This window comes from Serratia sp. CY56464 (assembly GCF_052168435.1).
In the GTDB taxonomy this organism is placed as follows: Bacteria; Pseudomonadota; Gammaproteobacteria; order Enterobacterales; family Enterobacteriaceae; genus Serratia; species Serratia marcescens.
In genome coordinates this window covers 1,381,122-1,404,636 of record NZ_JBJNMV010000001.1, presented here as the reverse complement: position 1 = coordinate 1,404,636, position 23,515 = coordinate 1,381,122, and the positions used below count along the sequence as shown (strand labels likewise).

24 protein-coding genes are annotated in these 23,515 nt (G+C 60.3%); 7 read left to right on the top strand and 17 right to left on the bottom strand.

Annotation, left to right across the window (positions count from 1 at the left end; genetic code table 11):
* Positions 1-4: 4 nt before the first annotated feature.
* Entirely contained in the window at positions 5-499 is a 495-nt protein-coding gene (locus ACJ8KE_RS06775; protein ID WP_115435993.1) for a DUF2938 domain-containing protein, read from the bottom strand.
* A 70-nt stretch (positions 500-569) separates the two neighbouring features.
* On the opposite strand from ACJ8KE_RS06775, the gene ACJ8KE_RS06770 reads away from it, so the two are divergent.
* Positions 570-962, top strand: a complete 393-nt coding sequence (locus ACJ8KE_RS06770) for a helix-turn-helix domain-containing protein (protein WP_123867603.1) — start codon at positions 570-572, stop codon at positions 960-962.
* Here the strand turns inward: ACJ8KE_RS06770 and clcB are convergent.
* From clcB to ACJ8KE_RS06745, 5 genes are all read right to left on the bottom strand, one after another.
* The gene (gene clcB, locus ACJ8KE_RS06765; RefSeq protein ID WP_016927862.1) at positions 959-2,260 is read right to left on the bottom strand and encodes a voltage-gated ClC-type chloride channel ClcB; all 1,302 of its coding nucleotides are present in this window, start codon (positions 2,258-2,260) and stop codon (positions 959-961) included. The genes ACJ8KE_RS06770 and clcB overlap by 4 nt on opposite strands.
* A gap of 125 nt (positions 2,261-2,385) precedes the next feature.
* Entirely contained in the window at positions 2,386-3,525 is a 1,140-nt protein-coding gene (osmV, locus tag ACJ8KE_RS06760; protein WP_016927861.1) for an osmoprotectant ABC transporter ATP-binding protein OsmV, read from the bottom strand.
* Entirely contained in the window at positions 3,522-4,172 is a 651-nt protein-coding gene (gene osmW / locus ACJ8KE_RS06755) for an osmoprotectant ABC transporter permease OsmW (RefSeq protein ID WP_004938544.1), read from the bottom strand. Before osmW ends, osmV begins: the two co-directional genes overlap by 4 nt.
* Positions 4,173-4,180: 8 nt before the next feature.
* Complete coding sequence (locus ACJ8KE_RS06750; RefSeq protein ID WP_227944616.1) at positions 4,181-5,038, bottom strand: glycine betaine ABC transporter substrate-binding protein; 858 nt, start codon at positions 5,036-5,038, stop codon at positions 4,181-4,183.
* A gap of 64 nt (positions 5,039-5,102) precedes the next feature.
* Positions 5,103-5,819, bottom strand: a complete 717-nt coding sequence (locus ACJ8KE_RS06745) for an ABC transporter permease (protein WP_004938551.1) — start codon at positions 5,817-5,819, stop codon at positions 5,103-5,105.
* 509 nt (positions 5,820-6,328) lie between these two features.
* Here ACJ8KE_RS06745 and ACJ8KE_RS06740 point away from each other — a divergent pair.
* Positions 6,329-7,816, top strand: coding sequence for an MDR family MFS transporter (locus ACJ8KE_RS06740; RefSeq protein ID WP_016927859.1), 1,488 nt, complete (start codon positions 6,329-6,331; stop codon positions 7,814-7,816).
* A gap of 50 nt (positions 7,817-7,866) precedes the next feature.
* Here ACJ8KE_RS06740 and ACJ8KE_RS06735 read toward each other — a convergent pair whose 3' ends face one another.
* Both ACJ8KE_RS06735 and ACJ8KE_RS06730 read right to left on the bottom strand, forming a co-directional pair.
* Positions 7,867-8,166, bottom strand: a complete 300-nt coding sequence (locus ACJ8KE_RS06735) for a DUF1161 domain-containing protein (RefSeq protein ID WP_004938557.1) — start codon at positions 8,164-8,166, stop codon at positions 7,867-7,869.
* Between the two features lie 89 nt (positions 8,167-8,255).
* The gene (locus ACJ8KE_RS06730; RefSeq protein WP_004938560.1) at positions 8,256-8,624 is read right to left on the bottom strand and encodes a DUF1283 family protein; all 369 of its coding nucleotides are present in this window, start codon (positions 8,622-8,624) and stop codon (positions 8,256-8,258) included.
* Positions 8,625-8,772: 148 nt separating this feature from the next.
* Here ACJ8KE_RS06730 and ACJ8KE_RS06725 point away from each other — a divergent pair, with 148 nt between their 5' ends.
* The gene (locus tag ACJ8KE_RS06725) at positions 8,773-9,099 is read left to right on the top strand and encodes a YnfA family protein (protein WP_004938563.1); all 327 of its coding nucleotides are present in this window, start codon (positions 8,773-8,775) and stop codon (positions 9,097-9,099) included.
* A 36-nt stretch (positions 9,100-9,135) separates the two neighbouring features.
* Here ACJ8KE_RS06725 and ydfG read toward each other — a convergent pair whose 3' ends face one another.
* The 5 genes from ydfG to fecI form a co-directional block, all read right to left on the bottom strand.
* A complete protein-coding gene (gene ydfG / locus ACJ8KE_RS06720; protein ID WP_016927858.1) occupies positions 9,136-9,885 on the bottom strand; it encodes a bifunctional NADP-dependent 3-hydroxy acid dehydrogenase/3-hydroxypropionate dehydrogenase YdfG in 750 nt (249 codons plus the stop codon).
* Between the two features lie 125 nt (positions 9,886-10,010).
* Positions 10,011-10,532 carry a GNAT family N-acetyltransferase gene (locus ACJ8KE_RS06715; RefSeq protein ID WP_432409738.1) on the bottom strand — a complete coding sequence of 174 codons (522 nt, stop codon included), beginning with the start codon at positions 10,530-10,532 and terminating at the stop codon, positions 10,011-10,013.
* A 199-nt stretch (positions 10,533-10,731) separates the two neighbouring features.
* Entirely contained in the window at positions 10,732-13,083 is a 2,352-nt protein-coding gene (gene fecA / locus ACJ8KE_RS06710; protein ID WP_442517176.1) for a TonB-dependent Fe(3+) dicitrate receptor FecA, read from the bottom strand.
* A 114-nt stretch (positions 13,084-13,197) separates the two neighbouring features.
* Entirely contained in the window at positions 13,198-14,154 is a 957-nt protein-coding gene (fecR, locus tag ACJ8KE_RS06705; protein WP_097102123.1) for a ferric citrate uptake sigma factor regulator FecR, read from the bottom strand.
* On the bottom strand, positions 14,151-14,675 hold the full coding sequence (gene fecI, locus ACJ8KE_RS06700) for a ferric citrate uptake sigma factor FecI (protein WP_442517175.1): 525 nt from the start codon (positions 14,673-14,675) through the stop codon (positions 14,151-14,153). The genes fecR and fecI overlap by 4 nt, the downstream gene beginning before the upstream one ends.
* 427 nt (positions 14,676-15,102) lie before the next feature.
* Between fecI and guaD the strand changes: the two genes are divergently transcribed.
* Positions 15,103-16,419: a guanine deaminase gene (guaD, locus tag ACJ8KE_RS06695; protein ID WP_123867601.1), complete on the top strand. Its 1,317-nt coding sequence runs from the start codon at positions 15,103-15,105 to the stop codon at positions 16,417-16,419.
* Here the strand turns inward: guaD and ACJ8KE_RS06690 are convergent.
* Complete coding sequence (locus ACJ8KE_RS06690) at positions 16,401-17,567, bottom strand: MFS transporter (protein WP_097102119.1); 1,167 nt, start codon at positions 17,565-17,567, stop codon at positions 16,401-16,403. The genes guaD and ACJ8KE_RS06690 overlap by 19 nt on opposite strands.
* Positions 17,568-17,670: 103 nt before the next feature.
* Here ACJ8KE_RS06690 and ACJ8KE_RS06685 point away from each other — a divergent pair, with 103 nt between their 5' ends.
* The 3 genes from ACJ8KE_RS06685 to ACJ8KE_RS06675 all read left to right on the top strand — a co-directional run bounded on the left by ACJ8KE_RS06685 (position 17,671) and on the right by ACJ8KE_RS06675 (position 22,401).
* Entirely contained in the window at positions 17,671-18,585 is a 915-nt protein-coding gene (locus ACJ8KE_RS06685) for a LysR family transcriptional regulator (RefSeq protein WP_097102117.1), read from the top strand.
* A gap of 437 nt (positions 18,586-19,022) precedes the next feature.
* Positions 19,023-20,309 (top strand): HlyD family secretion protein, encoded by a 1,287-nt coding sequence (locus tag ACJ8KE_RS06680; RefSeq protein ID WP_016927851.1) that lies wholly within the window; start codon positions 19,023-19,025, stop codon positions 20,307-20,309.
* Positions 20,302-22,401 carry a peptidase domain-containing ABC transporter gene (locus ACJ8KE_RS06675; protein WP_016927850.1) on the top strand — a complete coding sequence of 700 codons (2,100 nt, stop codon included), beginning with the start codon at positions 20,302-20,304 and terminating at the stop codon, positions 22,399-22,401. The genes ACJ8KE_RS06680 and ACJ8KE_RS06675 overlap by 8 nt, the downstream gene beginning before the upstream one ends.
* Before the next feature lie 186 nt (positions 22,402-22,587).
* On the opposite strand, the gene ACJ8KE_RS06670 is transcribed toward ACJ8KE_RS06675, so the two are convergent.
* The 3 genes from ACJ8KE_RS06670 to ACJ8KE_RS06660 are packed head-to-tail and all read right to left on the bottom strand — an operon-like array spanning position 22,588 to position 23,370.
* The gene (locus tag ACJ8KE_RS06670; RefSeq protein ID WP_025302730.1) at positions 22,588-22,875 is read right to left on the bottom strand and encodes a hypothetical protein; all 288 of its coding nucleotides are present in this window, start codon (positions 22,873-22,875) and stop codon (positions 22,588-22,590) included.
* Positions 22,876-22,917: 42 nt separating this feature from the next.
* Positions 22,918-23,085, bottom strand: coding sequence for a hypothetical protein (locus ACJ8KE_RS06665; RefSeq protein WP_016927849.1), 168 nt, complete (start codon positions 23,083-23,085; stop codon positions 22,918-22,920).
* A gap of 24 nt (positions 23,086-23,109) precedes the next feature.
* The gene (locus ACJ8KE_RS06660) at positions 23,110-23,370 is read right to left on the bottom strand and encodes a hypothetical protein (RefSeq protein WP_282676736.1); all 261 of its coding nucleotides are present in this window, start codon (positions 23,368-23,370) and stop codon (positions 23,110-23,112) included.
* Positions 23,371-23,515: the final 145 nt, after the last annotated feature.

Below are 23,515 nucleotides of genomic sequence, written 5' to 3'. Positions count from 1 at the left end.
GCGCTCAGGCCAGCAAAGGGGCCAACAAACGGGCGGAGACAAACAGCCCCAGGCCGTACACCGTATGCACCAGCAGGCTGATGATGCGGCTACGCGTCGGATTGGGGGTGTTCGCCGCCGCCACGCCAAAGCCCAACGCCGGCTGCATCACGAAGAAGGGCGCCGCCAGGCTCAGCCAGCCGCTCAGCAGCGCGACCAGCGGCGTCGGCGCGGCGTACCACGCGATGCCCGCCAAGCCGAGCGGGATAAAGGCGAAGGCGACGCCGATCGCGTAGTGCAGCAGCCATCCCATCGCTTTTTCTCCCCGTCGCACCGGCGCCGCCATGATCGGAGCGTGATAAAACCGGCCGTCGAACAGGCCGATAAACCAGCGGCCAACCAGCGCGTAGTTAAGGGGCGGGATGCCCAGCACGCGCTTTTGCACGATGGCCCACAGATCGGTGCACAGCGTGGCGCCCACCCCGGCCAGCATAATCATCAGTAAAATTTCTGTCGTCATTTTCGTGCCCTTAAAGTCACTCATGGTGTAATGTGCGCACAGTGTGCAACTTAAAGTCGACTTTAAGTCAATGGCAAAAGAACTGGATATTGGCGAGGTGGCGCGTTTGAGCGGCATCGCGCCCTCGGCGCTGCGGCATTACGAGAAAAAAGGGCTGATCACGTCGATAGGCCGCAATGGTTTACGTCGCCAATACGCTGCTGGGGTGCTGGATCAACTGAAGCTGATCGCCCTCGGGCGGCTGGCGGGATTTACGCTGGATGAGATCGCCTCGCTGTTTGACGAGCGGGGACGCATTGCCCTCGATCGCCGGCTGCTGGCGGCGCGGATTGAAGAACTGGATCGCACCCTGCGGCGTCTGGGGCAGGTGCGCGCCGGTTTGCAGCACATGGTCGATTGCCCTGAACCGGAACACCTACAGTGCCCGCAGTTCAGGAAGCTGCTGCAGCAGGGCGAGTTTTAAGCCTCGCGTTTGGGCGGTGGCGCGGTGTGGTATACCGATACCGGCCGCAGGCCACGCGACACGGTGGTGGCGATCACGCAGGCCAGCAGAATGCCGGGCAGCAGCGCGTATTCGCCGGTCATTTCAAACACCATCAGCGCCGCCATGATCGGCGCATGGGTGGTGGCGGCCAGCAGGGTGGCCATGCCGGTCAGCGCCAGCAGCAGCGGCACCGCCGCATCCATGCCCGGCCACAGGCCGAACAGCTGACCGATGATAGAACCGAGCGCGGCGCCGACGAACAGCGTCGGGGTGAAGACCCCGCCGGGCGCGCCCGACCCGCTGCTGGCGAGGATCGCCAACAGCTTGCATACCAGGATCGCGCCCAGCAGCAACACCCCCGGCGGCGCGATCAGCAGCGCCTGCACCACGCTGTAACCGTTGCCCCACACCTGTGGGAACAGCAGCGAAAGCAGCCCGACGATCAGGCCGCCCAGCGCCAGCTGCAACGGCGGCTTCAACCGCAGCGATCGGAACGCGCGGCCGGTGGCGGTCATCAACCACAAAAACAGCGGCCCGCCGGCGCCGGCCACCACGCCGACCAGCGCCATCAGCAGGTATTGCGTCGGTAGAGGGGCGGCGAGCGGCGTCACCAGGTAGAGCGGCGCCTGGCCGCCGTTAAGCAGGTTGGTCATCAGCAGGGCGCTCACTGCGGCGATCACCACCGGGCCGAGCGAGGCCAGCATCAGGGTGCCGAACAGGATCTCGGCGATAAACAGGCTGCCCGCCAACGGCGCATGATAGGCGCTGGCCATCCCGGCGGCGGCGGCGCAGGCCACCCACAGTTTCCATTCTTTCTCGTGCGTAAAGCGCTGGGCGAAGAGCGATCCCACCAGCGCCGCCAGCAGGATCATCGCGCCTTCACGGCCGATGGCGCTGCCGCTCGACACCACCAGCAGCGACGCCAGACACTTCACCAGACTGGCGCCGGTATCCAGCTTGCCGTTGCCGGTCTCAATCGCTTCCATATAGTCGGTGGGCGCCGCCGGACGCTGGTGACGGTAGCGCTGGTGAATATACAGCAGCAGGCCCGCCGCCAGACCGCCCAGGGCGGGCGTCAGCGCGCGTCGCCAGCCGGGCAGCGCGGCGGCGGCGGCCACCAGGCTACCGTCGGCATTGCCGAGCAGCAGCCACTCGAGGCCAATCATCGAACGGTGGAACAGCCACACCGCCAGGGCGGCGGCGACGCCGATAAACACGGCGATAAACAGGCTGCGCAGCAGGGCGCGATAGTGGTGCAGGTGGACCAATCTTTTCATGCGTGGGCGGCGTCGTGAGAAAAATCAAAGGGTCATCAGCGCATTGTGCTTGGCGCTCCGGCCGATGACCAGTGAATCTTTAGCAAACTGCGGCATAGGCGGGGCGGCGAGCGCCCCGGCGGGGGTTATTGCGGCGTCAACACCCGGCGCGTGCGGCCGGAGCTGAGGTAGTCGGCGATATAATCCTGCGAGATTTCGCCGCTGTAGCGGCCGTCTTCATCGACGATCGGCATCCAGGATGTGTTGTGTTCGTACAGCTTGGACAGCACTACGCGCAGGTTCTCCTCCGCGCGGGCGGTGACGCGAAAGCGGTGCAGGCTGTCGGCGCACACCCCGGGCGCGCCGCGCGCCTCACGGCGTTTGACGTAGCCCAGCGGTTTGCCGTCGGCGTCCACCACCGTCACCGAGCGGGCGTCGATATCGTCCATCAGCCCGAACGCCTCCACTAGCGGCGTCTCCCGCCGCACCGTCACCGTTTCCTGTTGATCGGCCACGTCGCCGGCCTGCACCAGCAGCAGGCGCTTCAGCGTGCGATCCTGGCCGACAAAGGAGGCGACGAAGTCGTTCGCCGGGCGCGCCAGCAGCTCATCGGCGCTGGCGTTCTGCACGATCTTGCCCTGGCGGAACACCGCGATGCGATCGCCGAGCTTCAGCGCTTCGTCGATGTCGTGGCTGACCAGCATCACGGTCTTTTTTAGCTGGCGCTGCATGTCGAGAAACTCGTTCTGGATGGTTTCGCGGTTGATCGGGTCCACCGCGCCGAAAGGTTCATCCATCAGCAGCACCGGCGGATCGGCGGCCAGCGCGCGGATCACGCCGATGCGCTGTTGCTGCCCGCCGGACATCTCTTTCGGGTAGCGGTGCAAAAAGCGCTTGGGATCCAGCGCCACCATGCTCATCAGCTCCTCGGCGCGATCGTGGCAGCGTTTTTTGTCCCAGCCCAGCATGCGTGGCACTACGGTGATGTTCTCCTCGATGGTCATGTTGGGGAACAGACCGATCTGCTGGATGACGTAACCGATTTTGCGGCGCAGGCTGACGGTATCCAGCGCGCTGGTGTCTTCACCGTTGATCAGAATGGTGCCGCCGGTGGGTTCGATCAGGCGGTTGATCATCTTCAGCGTGGTGGTTTTGCCGCAGCCGGAAGGGCCGAGCAGCACGCAGATTTCGCCTTCCGGCACGTCCAGATTGATGTTGTCGACGGCGTTGAACGGTGTGCCGTTCTTCTGCATGAACTGTTTGGTCAGATTTTCCAATTTAATCATGAGCGGATCCCCTTGGGCGTGAGCGCAATTTGCAAGCGGTGCAATAACCAATCGAGGACGATCGCCAGCAGGCTGATCATCACGGCGCCGGTAATCAACTGGCGGATGTCGCTGCTGCTGATGCCGTTGAGCAGCAGCAGGCCGAGACCGCCGGCGCCGATCACCGCGGCGATCGCCATCACGCCGATATTCATCACCACGGCGGTGCGAATGCCGCCGAAAATGACCGGCAGCGCCACCGGGATCTCCACCCAGCGCAGGCGTTGCCAGAACGTCATGCCGATGCCGCGGCCGGCTTCGCGCAGCCCGCCGGGCAGGTTGTCGAGCGCGGTGTGGGTATTGCGCACGATCGGCAGCAGCGAGTAGAGGAACACCGCGGTGATCGCCGGTACGTAGCCAATGCCGTGGCCGATTAAGGAAAACAGCGGGATCATCAGCCCGAACAGAGCGATGGAGGGCACGGTCAGCACCAGCGTGGCCAGGCTCAGCACCGGCGTCGCCAGCCATTTGTGGCGGACGATCAGCACGCCGAGCGGCACGCCGATCAGGATCGCCAGGCCGACGGCGATGCCGACCAGCAGCAGGTGTTCCAGCGTCAATCCGGCGATATAGGCCCAGTTTTGCCAGGCGTAAAGTAAGGTATTCATCATGCCTCCTAAATCAGGCCGCGCTGCTTGAGGAACGCGTCGGCGACCTGTTGCGGCGTCTGGTAGTCGATATCCACCTTGGCGTTAAGCTCGGTGATCACCTGATTGTTGAACTGTTTCGACAGCGTGTTCAGCGCCGCTTCCAGCCCCGGCGTGTTTTGCAACACGTCGGCGCGCACCACCGGCGTGACCGCATAGCTCGGGAAATAGCCTTTGTCGTCTTCCAGCACCTGCAGATCGAAGCCTTTCACCCGGCCGTCGGTGGTGTACACCAGCCCGGCGTCGACGAAACCGTCGCGGATGGCGTTGTAGACCAGGCCGGGGTCCATCTGGCGGATTTGCGGGCGATCCAGCGGCATGTCGTACAGCGCCTGCATCGGTTTTAGGCCGTCCGAACGGCCGGCGAACTCCAGATCCAGCCCCAGCAGCCAGTTGTGTTTCGGGTCGGTTTTACGCACCTGTTCCACTTTGGCCACCAGCTGCGACATCGTGCGGATCTGCTCTTTTTCCGCGCGCCGGCGCTGCATGGCGAAGGCATAGGTGTTGTTCATGTCCGCCGGCTGCAGCCACACCAGGCCGAGTTTGGCGTCGAGCTTTTTCACCGTGTCGTAGGTCTCCTGCGGCGACATGCGCTTATTGATGTGGTTAAAGATGATCAGCGAGGTGCCGGTGTATTCCCAGGTCATGTCGATCTGTTTGTTGATCATCGCGTTGCGGGTGATCACCGTAGCCAGATTGGTTTTGGGTTCGACCTGAAAACCTTTGGCCCGCAGGTATTGCACGGTGATCGCCGACAGAATGCGCTGTTCGGTAAAGTTCTTGCTCGCCAGCGTCAGCGGGGCGGCCCAGGCGGCCGCGCCAGTCATCAGCAAGGAGAACAGCAGCGCGTGGCGGAGTCGTTGTAACCATCGAGTCATCGCGTTTCTCCCATCAGGATGCGGTGTGCGGGCTGAGCCGGCGGCCGAGACCGGCCAGCGCCAGATCGAGCAGCAGGGCGATCAGCGCGGTGGCGGCGGCGCCGAGGATCAGCGTCGGGAAGTCGTTCAGGTAGATGCCGGGGAAGATCAGCTCGCCGTAGCTGCTGGCGCCGATCAAAAACGCCAGCGGCGCGGTGCCGACGTTAATTGCCATCGCGATGCGCACCCCGGCGAAGATCACCGGCAGGGCGTTGGGCAGTTCGACCTGGCGCAGCCGCTGTCCGGCGGTCATGCCAATACCGTTGGCGGCCTCGACCAGCGCCGGCGGCACTGAACGCAGGCCGGCATAGGTATTGCGCACGATAGGCAGCAGCGAGGCGAGGAACAACGCCACCACCGCCGGCCGGTCGCCGATGCCGATGATCACCATCGCCAGCGCCAGCACCGCCAGCGGCGGCAGGGTGTTGCCGACGTTAAAGATCTGCATCACGTGCTCCGCCCAGCGGCGGGCGAAAGGGCGGCTCAGCAGGATGCCGCTGGGAATGCCGACCAGCAGCGACAGCAGCATGGAACACACCACCAGGAACATGTGTTGCTGGCCGAGGTAGATCAAATCTTCCCGGCGCGACTTGAGGGTTTCCCAACCGATGCCGTAAACCAGCAGCGCGATGACGGCGATAAACAACAGGCTCCCGAGGAGCAGGCGCCGGTATGGCGCTGACTTGTGCATGATGTTGCGTCCTCCGTTGCGCGGAGCGGCCGAAGAGACGGCGCATTCCGCTCTGATTGTTGCCCACGGCCCGGCGGGCGTGGCGGTACAAAACGGGCGTTTCGCATGAGGTTAGCGACATTGAGCGAAGGGTGCGTTCGGCACAGCGTGCTGAACGTAGGCTCAATACGTGAGTTAATCAGCATAAGATACTGATATTTAAACCCGAGAAAGCACGAGGCCCAAAGGCGCCGGCTAGGGAAGGTATAGCACCCTGTCGTTGACCGTGCCAAGTTTTATGAGCAAAATCAGCTGATTGAGTTTGCCCGTATTGGCGCCGCAGCCCGCGTCAGCGCTGGGATGCGCGTAAAGTGAAAAAAAATCGCGGTAAGACGTTACGCCGTAACAGTTAGTCCAAATGGTGCGATTCGCTATTGGCAACGGCGGGATGTGAGGGCGGATAGACTTGGCGCAGGCGCTTGCTGATATACTCAGGGAAAATAAAAACGCCAGGAAGCCTGCATAACGCCATGACAAATAACGTTTCACCCGCACCCATTGCCCATCGCCCGCTGATCCTGATCGCCTGCATGCTGGCGATGTTCATGTCGGCGATCGAAGCCACCATCGTCGCCACCGCCATGCCGACCATCATCGGCGACCTCGGCGGCTTCTCGCTGCTGGGCTGGGTGTTCGCGGTCTATTTGCTGGCGCAGGCGATCACCATTCCCATCTACGGCCGGCTGGCGGATCTCTACGGCCGCAAGCGGGTGTTCTTCTTCGGCGCGACGCTGTTCCTGCTGGGATCGGTGCTGTGCGGCTTCGCCCCCGACATGTATTGGCTGATCGGCTTCCGCTTATTGCAGGGATTGGGCGCCGGCGCCATCATGCCGATCGCGTCCACCATCATCGGCGACATCTACAGCGCCACCGAACGGCCGAAGGTGATGGGCTACCTGTCGAGCGTGTGGGGCGTATCGGCGATCATCGGCCCGCTGCTGGGCGCGTTTATCGTGCAACACCTGCCGTGGGCGCTGGTGTTCTGGGTCAACCTGCCGATCGGCCTGTTGGCGATGTTCTTCCTCTGGCGCTATCTGCCGGCGCATCAGCAACTGCGGCGGCACGCGCTGGATCTGGCGGGCACCGCCTGGCTGACGCTGTTCGTTTCGGCGCTGCTGCTGGCGCTGTTGCAGATGGAAAGCCTCGGATGGTGGGTGGCGCCCTTGCTGGCGCTGGCGGCGGCGTCGCTGGCGCTGTTGATACGTCAGGAGCGGCGCGCGGTCGAACCGCTGTTCCCGCTGGCGCTGTGGCAAAGCCGGGTGATCGTCGCCGGCAACATCGGCGGGCTGGTGATTGGCGCGGCGATGATGGGCATCAGCGCCTTCCTGCCCACTTTCATTCAGGGCGTGATGGGGGGCTCGCCGCTGGAGGCGGGCACCACGCTGGCGCTGATGTCGATTGGTTGGCCGTTGGCCAGCACGCTGAGCGGCCGTTTGATGCTGATGACTTCGTATCGCGCCACGGCGCTGCTGGGCGCACTGCTGTTGGTGGCAGGCGGCCTGATCCTGCTGATGTTGCAGCCGAACGGCGGTCTGCTGTGGGGCCGGGTGGCGGCGTTTATGGTCGGCGCCGGTATGGGATTGTGCAACACGACGTTTTTAGTGTCGGTGCAGAACGCGGCGCATTACAGCATTCGCGGCATTGCCACCGCCTGTACGGTGTTTACCCGCATGGTGGGCTCGGCCATCGGCACCGCGATTTTGGGCGCCACGCTGAACCTCAACCTGCAGTGGCGTTTGCCGGAAATTGACGATCCGGTGCAGCGTCTGATGGAGCCGGCGGTGCGCCAGAGCATGGGGAGTGAGGCGCTGGCGCAGCTTATCCAGCAGGTGGCGGCTTCGCTGCATTGGGTGTTCCTGGTGTCGGCGTTGGTGTCGTTGCTGGCGCTGGCGGCGGCGATGCTGATCCCCGCGCGTTGTCGGCCGCAAGGCGAAGAGGAAGAGGCGGAGCAGGCGTAAAGGAAAAGGAAAGGGCGCGGCTGTTGCGCGCCCTGGGTAGCCGATGCGGCTTACTGCGCGTTGGAGGTGTCCTGGCTGGTGCCGGTCTGCGCCGCGTCACCACTATCGTCGCCATTGTTCAGGCGGGTATAAACGATCTTCTGGGTGTCGTTTTCGCAGTGGCCGACCACCTGGCCGCCCGCTTGATCGGCCTGATCGTTAGGCACGATCTCCAGTTTGAAGCCGGACTCCGGAACGCCGTTATTGACGATTTTTTGCGAAATGTCCGCTTTCACGCTTTCACAGGAGGCCAGGGCCGCCAATGGGGCGCCGGCCAGCAATACAGCGGTTAATATCAGCGTTTTCTTCATCACGTCATCCTTTTAGACAATGAACTTCCTGTAACAGGATAGCAGCAACGGCGGCCGGGTTTCACGCATGCCCGCCCGCCGCAGGCGGATTAAGGATTAATCCGACGCCCGGTCTGGCGATCCAGGCATTTACGGGTGTCCGGTTCCCAGTAGGCGTTGACGTTGTTGCTGTCGTTGCAGCGGTCTTCGTCATCCGCCGCGCGATCGGCCTTGTCGAACTCTTTCTCGACGCGGGTGTTGACCTTGTGGCGCAGGGATTTGGTATCATTCCACTGCTCTTTGCTTTGGCGCGCTTCTTCGGTGCTCATCGCGCCGCTGCCTTTGCCATCGACGGTGACGCAGGTGCTGCCCTGCGTGCAGGTGGCGGCCAGCGCCGGCGCCTGCCAGGCGCCCATGACGGCCAGCATGGCGACCGGCAGCATCCCGCGCAGCAGTCGTTGGGTCGAAAATGTTTTCATCGTTTCATCCTTATGAGTGAGTGCGCCTGATGATGGCGGCACTGGCGTTACCTCGCCCGCAGGCGTGGTGATAAATATACCACCGCGCTCCTGGAATTCACCAGCCAAGCGCCGATTCGTTTACTTTATCGAGAGAAAACTGCGACCGATGTTAAAAACTACGCTGTTGTTTTTCGCCACCGCCCTGGCTGAAATTATCGGCTGTTTCCTGCCTTACCTGTGGCTCAAGAAGCAGGGCAGCGCCTGGCTGCTGCTGCCGGCGGCATTGAGCCTGATGCTGTTTGTCTGGCTGTTGACGCTGCATCCGGCGGCCAGCGGGCGGGTCTATGCGGCCTACGGCGGTGTGTATGTGGCGACCGCGCTGCTGTGGCTGCGGGTGGTGGACGGGGTCAAGCTGTCTGCGCTGGATTGGGTCGGCGCCGGGGTGGCGCTGGCGGGCATGCTGATTATCGTTTCCGGCTGGCGCGCGGCCTGAGGAAACGCGGCGAGAGTCGCCTCCCGCCGTCGCGGCTCAGGCGCCGCGGTGGATGTTCAGCCCGGCGAAGGACTGGCTGACCGGCATCATTTCCAGCGTGTTGATGTTGACGCGCGCCGGCAACGTCGCGACCCAGAACACCGACTCGGCGATGTCTTCCGGCGTCAGCGCATCGGCGCCTTCGTAGGTTTTGTTGACCTTGCCGTCATCGCCCTTGAATCGCACGTTGGAGAATTCGGTGCCGCCCACCAGGCCCGGCTCGATATCGGTCACGCGAATGCGCGTGCCGTGCAGATCGGCGCGCAGGCCCAGGCTGAACTGTTTGACGAACGCCTTGGTGGCGCCGTACACGTTGCCGCCGGCGTAAGGCCAGTTGGCGGCGGTGGAGCCGATGTTGATCACATGGCCGACGTTGCGCTCGACCATGGCCGGCAACAGCGCGCGGGTCATGTTCACCAGCCCCTTGGCGTTGGTGTCGATCATGGTTTCCCAGTCATCGGCGTTGGCCTTGTGCGCCGGCTCCAGCCCCAACGCCAGCCCGGCGTTGTTCACCAGCACGTCAATCTGACGCAGCTCGGCCGGCAGTGCCTCGATCGCCTGTTGAATGGCGGCGCGGTTGCGCACGTCGAGCCGCACGATGTGCAGCGCTTGGCCGAGTTCTTCCTGCAGCTCTTCAAGACGCTCAAGGCGGCGCCCGGCGGCGATCACCTGGTGGCCTTCACGGATAAAACGGCGCGCAATGGCCTCGCCGAAACCGGAGGTGGCGCCGGTAACAAAAATAATCATGTTGCTGTTCCTCAACTGTTTTTACCCTACATGCCTCTATCATTAGCACAAACCCGCAGGCAGTGGCAGCGGTTATCACGGCGGAAAGCAAAAAAGGTCACACCGGGCCGGCGGCCCGATGCTGATTAGCGCTGAGGCGGCAGGTGGTAGACCACGGCGTCATACTTGATGCGCTCGCAACGGCCGGCCAGCACGCCGCCCAGCGACTCGACGAGGCGGCGGCTGGCGGTATTCTGCTCGGCCACCGGGTAGAGAAAGTGCGGCGGCTGAAAGCGCTCGCTGGCCCAGCGCGCGATGCCCTGCACGATTTCGCGGCCGTAGCCCTGACCATGCAGGCTCTCTTTTACCCAGATGCCCAGCTCCGGGGTGTGGCTGCGCAAATTATGCGCGCCGCCGACCCCGACGAACTGCCGGTCTTCGCGCCGACGGGCGACGAAGATCACTTCTTCACCTTCGCGCATCAACGGCAGCCAGCCTTGCCAGACGTTGGCGAAATCCTCCGGCGACGCCTCCGGTTCAAAGGTCATAAAGCGCGTCAGAGTGGGGGTGATCGCCTGGTAAACATCGTCGGCGTCTGTTGCGGTAAAGGGGGCAATCAACAAACGGTCGGTGTCAACGCGGCACTGAGAAAGGTCATTGTGATTCATCTTATTCCCTCGCTTTTCAGGCCATAACGGCAAAAAATCCGCGCCGGTAAATCGGGGCGGATCGTTGATATTACGCGCATTGGCGGCAGAAGCGACTTATTTTTCGCCGCTGCGGCGGCGCGGAGGAACGGCTTTATGTGACGTCGTCACGTTGATGGGAAAGACGGCGGGCACGGTTAACCGCGCCCGCCGTTGAGGATCAGAACTTCACCGAACCTTGCAGATAAATCGTGCGCGGCTGGCCGATGTACAGACCCTTGTTGTTGTCGTCATAGGCGCGGGTGAAATACGCGTGGTTGAACAGGTTTTTCACGCCGACGCCCAGATTCAGGCCGGCCATTTCCGGGCCGAAATCATAGGCGGCGCGCACGCCCCACAGCATATAGCCGGGAATGCGGCCGGTGCTGCCGTCGGCGCTTTCCGCCACGGTGTTGGCGTTGTCGGCGAACTGGCTGGACTGGAACTCGCCGTTAAGATTAAACGCCCAGTTGCCCGGCGTGTAGTCCAGCCCCATCGTGCCTTTATGCTTCGGCGAGAACGGCACCTGGTTGCCCTTGTAGCCGCCGTCTTCACGGATGGTGGCGTTGACGTAGGCGTAGCTGGCGTAGGCGGTCAGGTCGTCCAGTTTCGGCGTCAGCTGCGACAGATCGTAACGCAGGCTGCCTTCCAGCCCGGCATGGCGGGTTTTGCCGCGCGCGGTCACGCTGTCGGTCACCTGGTTGGAGTCGTACTGGTTGTTGAAGTTGATCAGGAACAGCCCGATCTCGCCGGTCAACGCATCGCCGGCGTAGCGGGTGCCCAGCTCCCAGGTGCGCGCTTTCTCCGGTTCAATCTTGCCGCTGTCGACCGCTTTGCCCATCTGGCTGTACTGCACGGTGCCGAAGGAGCCTTCGGTGTTGGCGTACAGGTTCCAGTATTCGTTCAGGTGATACATCACGTTCAACGCCGGCAGCGGCGCGTTATAGCTGACGTCGAGGCGGTTGTTCTTGATGTAGTTGTTCTGATACGACTTGATGTACTCGTAGCGCATGCCCGGCGTGAGGGTCCAGTCGCCGATGTCGATCCGATCGTCGATATAGAAGGCGTGCGCCTCGGTACCGGACTGGGTGTCGCGATCGTACGGGCTGGCGGTGGACGGCAGCCTGCCGGTACTGGCTTTGCTGGTGTAGCGCAGTTCGTGGGTGGATTCGCTGACGTAGCGATAACCGACGCCGACCTCATGCGCCGAGTCGCCCCAGCGGAAGCTCTGGCTGTAGCGCGGTTCCACGCCGCGCACCCAGTATTCGCGCGGCGACAGCGTCAGGTTTTTACCCTGATCCAGATAGCCGCTGCGCAGGGTATAGGTGTAGAAGCTCTGCACGTCGAACTTGTGCTGCCGATCCGGCTGATACTGGTAGCCGAAGTTCGCCAACTGGCGGCGGCCCCAGAACTTGTCGTACGGGCGCGTCGACTGGAACGGGTTGGCGTTGTAGTCCGCCCGGCTCAGGCCGCCCGGCATCTCCGCTTCGCCTTCGTAGTATTGCAGCAGGCTGTTGAAGGTGTGCACCTCGTTCGGCGCGTAACGGCTTTTCAGCATCACGTCGTCGATTTTGGTCGCACTGTGCTCGCGCCAGTCGCTGCCGCGGGTGCCGGAGTAGAGCAGCGCCGCGCCGAAGCCGTTGTCGGCGGTGCCGCCGATCATCAGGTTGCCGGTGCCTTTCGGGTGATCCTGGCGCGAGGTCGGGCTGAGCTGCCCCTGCATGCCGGCCGCCATGCCGAAGGTTTTCGGGATGGCGCGGGTGACGAAGTTAACCACGCCGCCGACGCTCTGTGGCCCGTAGCGCACCGCGCCGCCGCCGCGCACCACGTCGATCGCATCCATATTGCCGAGCGAGATTGGCGCCAGCGACAGCTGCGGCTGGCCGTAAGGGGCGAAGGGCACCGGGATGCCGTCCATCAGCACGGTGGAGCGGCTGGCGAGGCGCGGGTTGAGGCCGCGAATGCCGAAGTTCAGCGCCATGTCATGGCTGCCGGTGCCGTTGTTCTCCGGCGCCACCACGCCCGGCACGCGGTTCAACGCTTCGCGCACGGTGGTGGTGCCGGTTTTGACGAACTCTTCGCGGCGCACGACGTCGCGCGCGCCGGGGTGTTCGAACACGTCGATCTGGCGGCCTTCCGCCAGCCAGTCGCCGACCACGGTGATGTCCTCTTCCTTCTGCGGCTGCGGCAGTTTGGCCAGCGTGTAGCCGTTATTGCCGAGCGCTTTAGCCTGCAGGCCGCTGCCGGCCAGCAGGGCGTTCAGGCCGTCATCGACGCCGTAGCTGCCGCTCAGGCCCGGCGAACGTTTGCCGGCGGTCAACGCGCCGTCCACCGAGAGCGCGATGCCGGCGCGAGCGGCGAAAGCGTTCAGCGCGCCGTCCAGCTCACCGGCCGGAATGTGATAGGTGGCAGCGGCGCTGGCGGCGCTCGCCGTCAGCGGTGCGGCGAAGACCAGGCCAATGGCCACGGCCAGCGGCGTGGCCCGTTTTACCCAAAGCGAAGCCGGCGCTCCCTTTCCCCAAGCGTTGTTCATACCTTCTCCTGAATCATTTTTTATTTATTGCTGCAGTGTTTTCCTGGGAGTCGGATGAGCAAAGCAAAAGGGACAATCAAGAATGCGATTTTTTATCATTTTCATTTAAAAAATTCAGGCGGGGACGATTTGCAGCCAATAGCGGGTAAAGCTCTGCAGGCGAACCGGCAGCGTCTGGCTGAGCAGGGCGAGGGCGCGATCGGTATCGTTGAGCGGGAAACTGCCGCTGACGCGCAGGCCGGCAACGGCCGGATCGCAACTCAGGTGGCCGCGCCGGTAGCGCGCCAGTTCGGCGATCACCCGGTCCAGCCGCCACTGGCTGACGCTCAGCACGCCGCGCAGCCAGCCGTCCTCCTGCACGGCGGGGTGTTTGTCGCCGAAGGCCGTCGCGCTGAAGCTGATCTGTTCACCGGCGTTCACCCGGCGCTGTTGTTGCGCGTTTTGCGCCAGCTGCGCCTCGACCGCATGCTCCAGCACTGTCAGGTGCGTTTCGCCGTCGCTCTCGCGCACCAAAAAACGGGTGCCGAGCGCGCGCATCGCCCCCTGCGGGCTTTGCACCCACAGCGGCCGGGGATCGCGTCCGGTAACCAGGCTGATTTCCCCGGCGTGCAGGCGGATCAGCCGTTGGCGATCGTCGTAATGCACGTCCACCGCGCTGGCGGTGTTCAGCACCAGCTGGGTGCCGTCGCTTAACACAATGGGTTTGATTTCACCGGTGGCGGTGCGGTAGTCGGCGCGCAGCTCCCGGCCGAGCGGCGACTGGTAAAGGAGGCCGCCGCCGCCCACGCCGAGCAACAGCAGCAGGCTTTTCAGCAGGGTGCGGCGGTCGATCGCGGATTGGCGGCCGGCGCGATCGAGCGCGCGATAGCTGAATTTGCCCGGCACGCCCTGCAGCTGGCTCTGCAACGCTTCGACGCGCTGCCAGGCCCAGCGGTGATCGTCATGCTGCTGGTGCCAGGCTTGCCACTGTTGGCGCTGGCGTTCGGTGACGCGCTCGTCGCACAGCAGGGCATACCAGTGTGCGGCCATTTTCAGCGCCTGGCGCTGCTCGGGGGTGATGGCGTTGCTCATGAATAAACGTCGTTTTCGAGGCTGAACAGCAGGCAATGCTCGGTGGCTTTGGCCATGTATTTTTTAACCGAGCTGACCGAAACGCTGAGGCGCGCGGCGATGTCCGCATAGCCCAGGCCTTCGAGCTGCGACAACAGAAAGGCCTGTTTTACCTTCGGCCCCAGGCCGTCGAGCATGGCGTCGATCTGCTGCAGGCTGTCCAGCAGGCTCTGGCGCTGCTCCGGCGACGGGACGTAGCCTTCCGGGATCAGCGCCAGCATCTCCAGATAGGCGCGCTCCAGCGTTCTGCGGCGGAACAGATCGACCATCACCCGCTTGGCGACGGTGACCAGAAAATCTTTCGGCTCGCGCAGGGTCGCCGCGGCGTCGCCTTTCAGCAGGCGCATAAAGGTGTCCTGCGCCACATCGTCCGCATCGAACGCGCAGCCCAAGCGCCGGCGCAGCCATCCCTGCAACCAGGCGTGATGGGTGGCGTAGAGGCGCGACAGCGCGGCGTGCGGGGCAGAAGCGGTGGCGGACATGATTTTCGCATTGCTGGTCAAAAAGATGCGCGGATGATAATTGAGAATAGTTATCGTTTCAAGTTTGGTCGTTGTCCTCAGGCCGAGATTCAACCCCCAGGCGCGGTGTTGAAAATAAGCCGTACGCCGTGAAGATATTCGCTTGCCCATTCAAGGTGCAGCGGCGCGGTGTTATTTTGGCAGGCAAACGGTTGCTATTGATCTGCCGGCGAAGCGCGACGTTTGCTTTATTCTTTTTTGCCGGTCAACTCCCCTTGGTTAATTAATATCACTTTGTTCTTTAAGGGATAATGTATTTTACGCCGTCAGCTGGCACGCGGCTTGCTATGCTTAAGCCGGTCTTGGCGTTTGGGCGACAAAGGCATTGTTTCATCGGCGCAGGTTATTACGCGGGTGAGGTGGGCCGGTCGCGACAAGGAAGAAAATAATGGCACTGCAATTCACCACGGCTATTCGTGGCAATTTTTTTGATATCTCAGCCTGTGTAGAGGCGCCGCAACAGCTTGAGGAACGCTTGCGGCATATTCCCGACGGTTTACTGCTGCTGAACGACGGCGTCATCGTCTGGTTCGGCAGCTGGCGGCAGGGCGAGGCGCTGCTGCCGCCGGGTTTCACGGTCACGGAGTATCGCGACAAACTGATCGTGCCGGGGTTTATCGACACCCACATCCACTATCCGCAAACCGAAATGATTGGCGCCTATGGCGATCAACTGCTGGACTGGTTAAACAATTACACCTTCCCGACCGAAAGCCGTTACGACTGTGAGCAGCACGCCGACGCGATGTCGGCCTTCTTTCTGCGGGAGTTGCTGAGCAACGGCACCACCACCGCGCTGGTGTTCGGCACCGTGCATCCGCGGTCGGTCGATGCGCTGTTCAGCCAGGCGGCAGCGATGAACATGCGCCTGATCGCCGGCAAGGTGATGATGGATCGCCATGCGCCGGAGGCGCTGCTGGAAACGCCGGCGCAGAGTTACCGCCAGACGCGCGAACTGATCGAACGTTGGCACGGCAAAGGCCGCCTCGGTTACGCCATTACGCCGCGCTTTGCGCCCACCAGTACGCCGGCGCTGCTGGCGCAGGTGCAGCGGCTGCGTGAAGAATATCCCGACGTTTGGCTGCAGACGCACCTGAGCGAGAACCCGCAGGAAGTGGCCTGGGTAAAAGCGCTGTTCCCGCAGCACCGCAGCTATCTGGATGTTTACCACCGCTACGGCATGACCGGCGATAAAAGCGTATTCGCCCATTGCCTGCATCTGGAGGAGCAGGAGTGGGACTGCCTGTGCGAGACCCGCTCGGCAATCGCCTTTTGTCCCACCTCCAACCTGTTTCTCGGCAGCGGGCTGTTTGACCTGCAGCAGGCCTGGCGCAAGCGGGTGAAGCTCGGCATCGGCACCGACGTGGGGGCCGGCACCACCTTCAATATGCTGCGCACGTTAGGCGAGGCGTACAAGGTCGGCCAGCTGCAGCATTACCGGCTCTCCGCCGTAGAAGCGTTCTATCATGCCACCCTGGGCGGCGCCCGCGCGCTGGCGCTGGACGACAAAATCGGCAACTTCAACGTCGGCAAAGAGGCGGATTTCGTGGTGCTCGATCCGGCGGTCACGCCGCTGCAGCAGCTGCGCTACGCCAACAGCGCCACGTCTGCGGAGCAAGGGTTCGTACTGATGACCCTGGGAGACGATCGTAACATTTATCGCACCTATGTGAATGGTAAGGTGGTTTATGAGGCGTCGCGCTGACGCAGCCGCGCCTGCAGCCAAACGCTGAGCGGCGCGACGGCGATGGCGCTCAGCGCACACAGCCATAACAGACGTTGCAAACTGAGCGGGGTGAGGCCGCCGCTCAGCAGCGTGGAGGAGAGCAAGAAGGCCACCGTGGCGCTCAGGTGTATCAGGGCGGTTTGCAGCGTGCCGAAGGCGGCGCGTTGCCGATTGTCCGGCCAGCGCATGCTCAGGGAAGAGATCGCCACCAGCCGCGCATAGGCCGCCGCGAGAAACGCGACCATGAACAGTTCACCGCGATCGCCACCGCGCGCCGCCAGCCACAGGCTGCCCAGCAGCAACAGCGTGGCGCCCACCGTCAGCGTCACGGCGCCAACGCGTTGCAGCCAGCGGCCCGCCAGCACGGTCGCCAGATAGCCGGCCACGCCGCCGATGAGAAACAGCCAGGACAAATGCGCGTTTGCCACCTGTAGCCGCTGGGTGAGCAGCGGCGCCAGCACCGGGATCAGCAGCATCGGGCTGAACTGTGTCAGGCCGGCGGCGGAGGCGAACAGCAACAGCCGGCGATCGAGCGTGACGGGCGCGGCAGCCTGTGGCTGCGGCGCATCCTTGGGAACAAACAGCGCCACCAATACGGCCGCCAGCAGACACAGCCCGCCGATAGCCGCCAGCGCGGCGCGCCAGCTTGCCACTTCGCACAGGTACAGCATGCCCGGCATGCCGACAATGCTCACCAACGAAAAGGACGCGATCACCGTCGCCAGCATTCGGCCGTGCAGCGCGGCAGGCGCGGCGTTGAGCAGCAGGCCGATCCCGACGCCCATCGTAGTGCCGCCCAACAGCCCGGCCAGCAGCCGCAGCGCCAACAACCAGTAAAACTGCTGGGTTGTGGCGATCAATAAGGTGGTCACGCCCAGCAGCGTGACGTTGAGCATCAGAAAGTGCCGCTTCTCAACGCCGCCGATCCAGAAAAATGCGCCGATGCCGGAAATCACCGCCGCCAGCGTATAGGCCGCGCTGACATAGCCGGCGAAGCTGACGGGCACGGAAAAATCGCCGGCCATGTAGATGAATATCGGGTTGAATACCATGTATTCCAGGGCATTGGTGAACTGAATAAAGGCGATGACCAGCGCTATCGCCGTCAGCTTTCTCGCGGGTGTCATAAGCATCCATGGGTTGCAGAGTCAGGCCGGCAGTGTAGCGCTTGGCGTTGATCGGGATTAGATGGTAGAAATGGCATGGTTTGTTATCAAATCAGGGATAATCATGCGCGATAAATTGGATTTAAACCTGTTACGCATTTTCGTGGCGGTGGTGGAGCAAGGCAGCTTCGTCGGGGCGGCGCGGGCGCTGGCGATGCCAACCTCCAACGTCAGCCGCTATATCTCTCAGTTGGAGCGCCAGCTTGAGCAGCGGTTGATCGAACGCAGCACCCGCTCGATGCGGCTGACGCCGAACGGCCAGTTGCTGCATGAACGCACCCAGCCGCTGCTGGCGTCGCTGGAACACACCGCGCAAACCCTCAGCGAGCGGCAGCAACAGCTGCGCGGGCCGCTGCGCCTGTGCGTGCCCAATGAAGTTGGGCCATACCTGTTGGGCGAGCCGCTGGCGGCGTTCGCCCTGCAGCATCCGCAGATCGAAATCAGCTGCGTGACCAACCTGGCGGGTATGACGTCGCTGCTCGACGATGTCGATCTGGCGGTGATGATCAGCCGGGGCATGCTGGACGACAGCGACTATGTCGCGCAGCCGCTGGCGTCTTTCCCCTGCATCGTGGTGGCCGCCCCGGCGCTGCTGGCGCAGTGGCCGCCGTCGTCGGAGATTGAGCAATTCACGCAATCGCCCTGTATCAGCACGGTGGATGCGCTGAAGGGGATGCCATGGCAGTTCGTCCGCCCGGACGGCAAGTTCGTTACCGTCCCGGTCAATGCGCGCTATCGCGTCAACAGCGGGGAGATGGCGCTGAAGGCGGCCTTGGCCGGCGTGGGGTTCGCCATGCTTTCCGAGCTCGGCTGCCGGCCGTTTCTGGCCGACGGGCGATTGGTTGAGGTGCCGCTGACGTTGCCGCCGGCGCCGCTGCAGCTGTATGCCGTTTACCCCGGCCGCCGTTATCTGCCGGCCAAAACGCACGCGCTGCTGACCTTTCTGATACAGCAGGTCGGCGAGGCGGCTCACGTCTAATCACTTGTTTTTGCTCAAACTGCCAACTGCCCTAAGCTAGGAGGTGACTCAGAGGGAGCCATTCCCCGAGACCTTATTCCGTGAACATGGAGGCGTTTCGATTTGATGCGTTTATCCACATTGCTGCTCGATCCGGCGGTCACGCCGCTGCATATTACATATGGCGAGAGATAGAATGAATAGCGTTATTTGATTAGGAGGCTCTTTATTGGTTTTTTATCGATATGCATAGTGATATACGGCTATGTGGCTGGGTAAGTGCGTAAAAAACATTGCATTTCTTCGGAACGCCCGATATCATAATGAGAATAATTATCTTTACGATATCGCTAATTAAAAACAACAGGCCTGTTTTAATCTCTGCTGCTGTTTTTCAATATGCTTCCGCATTTTACGAGCCAAGGCTGGCTTGAATTTTATTTCTGGAAAGGGATGTCATGCGTGATTTGTTTCGACAGGAAGCCACGGATCATCAGCGGGCGAAATGGGCGGGTAAGGCTTTATTGATAAACGGCTTGCCTGCCTGGTGCTTTGGTCTTTTATCGTTTTTATTTATTCTTGTTTTCCTCTCTTTTCTTATATTCAGTCATTATACACGCCGCATTAATGTTTATGGTGAAATCACCACCTTCCCCCGCTCAGTCAACGTGTTTGCGCCCCAACAGGGTTTTATCTCGGAACGCTTCGTCGAAGTGGGGGATGTGGTTAAAAAAGGCCAGCGTCTTTATCAGATTGATGTCAGCCGAGTGACGGATAACGGGAAAGTGAGCGCCAATACGCGCCTGGCGCTTGAAAACCAGTTAAAACATGTCGACAGCATCATTCTAAAGTTGCAAGACAACAAGCGTATGACGCTGGAAAATCTACGCGCGCAAAAAAAACAGTATGAATTGGCGCATATGCAGTCCAAACAGCTGTTGGATAATGCACGAGAGGGGGTGGCATTTGCTCAGGACAACATGCGTTCCTATAAGGAATATCAGCAACGCGGTCTGATTACCAAAGATCAGCTTAGCGGGCAAACCTATTCATTTTATCAACAACAAAGTCTGTTCCAAAACCTGCATAGTCAACACATTCAGGAGTCGTTGCAAATTACGAATTTGGAAAGTGACATCGTTACGCGCGCGGCAGATTTCGATAACCAAATTTCGCAGTACCAGTTTCAGCGCAATGATTTGCAACGGCAGTTAGCGGAAGCCGATGCCAGCGGCGCATTGATCGTGAATGCCCCAAGCGATGGCCGCATTGAGTCTCTCAGCGTTACGCCGGGTCAGATGGTCAATAGCGGTGACAGCTTGGTACAGATTATTCCACGTAATGGCGCGATTTATCAGCTAGTTTTATGGTTGCCGAACACCAGTGTGCCTTATGTTTCAGCGGGGGACGGCATTAACATTCGCTATGACGCTTTCCCTTATGAGAAGTTCGGTCAGTTTCCCGGCAGAATAGAAAGCATCGCTTATGTACCGGCCTCCATTCAAGAAATGTCAACTTACAGCAGTTCTCCCGTGCATCAACCCAGCGCGCAAACGGCATCTTTTTACAAGGTGACCGTTTCCCTGGATAAAACGCATATCAGTTACCAGGGCAAAGCGTTGCAGCTCACTAACGGCATGCGGGCTCAATCCACGCTGTTTCTGGAAGAAAGGCCTCTATATCAATGGATGTTCTCACCTTTCTACGATATGAAAAACAGCCTGATGGGGCCAATCAATGACTGAATCTTATTTAGACGCGCTAAAGGGCAAACTCAATTTGTCGCTGCGCCGCAAAGTGCCGCAGATCCTGCAAACCGAAGCCTCGGAATGCGGGCTGGCCAGTTTAGCGATGGTATGCCATTACCATGGTTTGCAAATCGATCTGTTTAATCTGCGCAGCCGCTACGGCTTTTCTTCACGCGGGGCGACGCTTTCCGCGTTGATTGACATCGCGAGCGCACTCAAGCTGCAATCCAGAGCGTTATCGCTGAATATCGATGAGCTTAAAGCGTTGAAAATGCCCTGTATTCTGCACTGGGACATGAAGCATTTCGTGGTGCTTGTCAGTGTCAGCCGAGGGCGGGCGGTGATCCATGATCCTGCCTTTGGCCGTAAAGTGCTGGAGTTGCATGAACTGTCGCGGCATTTTACCGGCGTAGCGCTTGAGCTATGGCCAGACAGTGAATTTCAGCCGATCAAACAGCAAAGCAGATTGCGCTTTCGTAAGCTGATGAGCAATGTGCGCGGCCTTAAGGGAGCCTTGCTAAAGATCTTCTGTCTGTCGATCGTGATTGAAGCGGTTAATCTGCTGTTGCCCGTTGGTACGCAGTTGGTCATGGACCATGTGATTTTGGCCGGCGATCATGATCTTTTAGCGCTGATTTGTATAGGATTGCTGTTCTTTATTTTATTCCGCACCGGCGTATCCATGTTGCGCTCGTGGATCTCTATCGTCATGGGCGCGTTGATAGACGTGCAATGGAAGGCGGGAGTGTTTGATCATCTGATGAAATTGCCGCTTTCCTTCTTTGAGAAGCGCAAGTTGGGTGATATTCAATCCCGTTTCGGCTCATTGGATACGATAAGAGCGACTTTCACTACCAGCATCGTCAGCAGCATTATTGATGGCATCATGTCTGTCGGGGTCTTTGTCATGATGCTGCTCTATGGCGGCTGGTTAGTTTGGGTGGTGCTCGGCTTTACGGCGATATACGTCATTCTCAGGCTATCGACTTATCAACATTATCGGCAGCTGTCGGAAGAGCAGTTGGTGAAGGGCGCGCGGGCCGGGTCTCATTTCATGGAGACGTTATATAGCATCAGTACGTTAAAGGCGTTGGGGTTATCTGAAACCCGTTCACAGTATTGGCTGAATCTAAACGTAGAAACGATCAATGCGGGTATCAAGCTGACCAAGTTAAACATGATGTTTGGCGGTTTGGGGGCGTTTATTGCCACCTGCGATCAGGTGATCATCCTTTGGCTCGGCGCGGCATTGGTCATAGACAATCAAATGACGATCGGCATGTTTATCGCGTTTAACGCCTACCGTGGGCAGTTCTCGGAGCGTGCCAGCAGCTTGATCGACATGATGCTTCAGCTGCGAATGTTAAGCTTGCACAATGAAAGGGTGGCGGACATTGTGCTTTCGTCACCGGAACCGCAAATGCCCGCGCGTCAGCTCTTCACAAAAGGCAACGCCGCAGAGCTTCAGGTGCGGAATCTGCGCTACCAGTATGATCGTTTGGCGAAACCCATTATCACGGATTTGAATCTCAGCATTGCTGCGGGAGAAAGCGTGGCGATTGTCGGCCCCTCCGGCGTGGGTAAAACCACATTGATGAAGTTAATGTGTGGGTTGCTGTCGCCGGATGAAGGGGCCGTGCTGGTCGATGGTATGGATATCAGCAACATTGGCGTTAATAATTATCGCCAATGTATCGCTTGCGTGCTGCAGGATGACAAGCTGCTGGCGGGATCTATCGCTGAAAATATTTCAGGATTTGACGCCGAAATGGATCTGAAACGTATTGAGGCGTGCGCACGGCGTTGCAATATGCATGATGATATTCAAAACATGCCAATGGGCTACGAAACATTGATCGGCGAATTGGGGGGAAGCCTTTCTGGCGGACAGAAACAGCGTTTATTGATAGCCCGTGCGCTCTATCGTCGCCCCAGCATTCTGTTTATGGACGAGGCGACCAGCCACCTGGATCTCGATAATGAAACACATATTAACCGCGCTATTTCACAACTGAACATTACCCGCGTGATTATTGCGCACCGTCCATCGACGATTGCCTCTGCGGATAGAGTCATTCAACTCGGGTAACGTCAGCTTCGCTTCACCTGACTTCTTCATCTCGACATTTTCGCTACGCCAACCGCGTTGCTCCCCCTGTGGTGGGCCCATGACAAAAAGGGTTATCATAACGATAACCCTGGCATGAAATGACGCTTTAGGCGCTGAAGCCAACGTTAACCGGGGAGGTCAGCCGTGTGGCTTGCAGGGCCCCGATCAGTTCGAATCGGTATTGTTGTTGTTCCCCCACATGGTACCGCCGCCGTTGCTCCCGCCCCAGGGAATGCCTGATGGGCCAACAGAGCCGGGGGCACGATCGCCGGTGACGTAGTTACCGACAGCACCGCCGACAATGGTGCCGACAACGCCGCCCGCCACGCCACCGATAGAGCCGATGCCACCGCCGATCGCTGCGCCGACAGTTTCCGCGGAAACCGTCAATGTACCGCTGCGATCTCCTGCACCGGAAATGATTGAACATTCTTCAGAGGTAAGATTGCGCATATTTGCTCCTTAATCATTAAATTTTCAAATAAGCCACGTTTATCATGCCGAGCGCTGCCCGCGATCGCTATTGAGCAATTTATGCGTGCCGATAACGGCAACGGCGATAAGGGCGTATTTCAAGAAGCGATTGAGGGTGAAATAATCCGCAATCGTGCCAGCAACAAGCCCAATTAAAATGGCGAACAATACAATAAGTGACTTTTTCATATGATGAACACGAATCTTCCTGTATTAGTTACTGTCGGCAGGATTGTTCGTCGATGTTTGTTTATTGCCACCCAACATGGATTCCACCATTTTGCCAGCGGTATAGGCGGCACCACCGATAACGGCACCGGCAACAGCGCCTGGGCCGGCACCGACACCGCCAGCCATGGCGCCGGTCATCGCTCCACCAACCGCGCCGGCAGCGACGGCCCCGCCCAGTTCCGCATAGCTGAAATCCCCAGCGGCTGCGATAAAGCTCACTTCATTAATCGTAAGTTCTCTCATAACGACTTCCTTATATTATTGGTTTTTGGTTTTTGCAGTTTTCCGATACCAGAAAAATGCCACTAGCAAGGTTGAAAAGATAAAGGATTGAATGATTGTGCTGGTAAACCTCCTGTCTTCGGAAAAAAATAACGAATAAAAAATA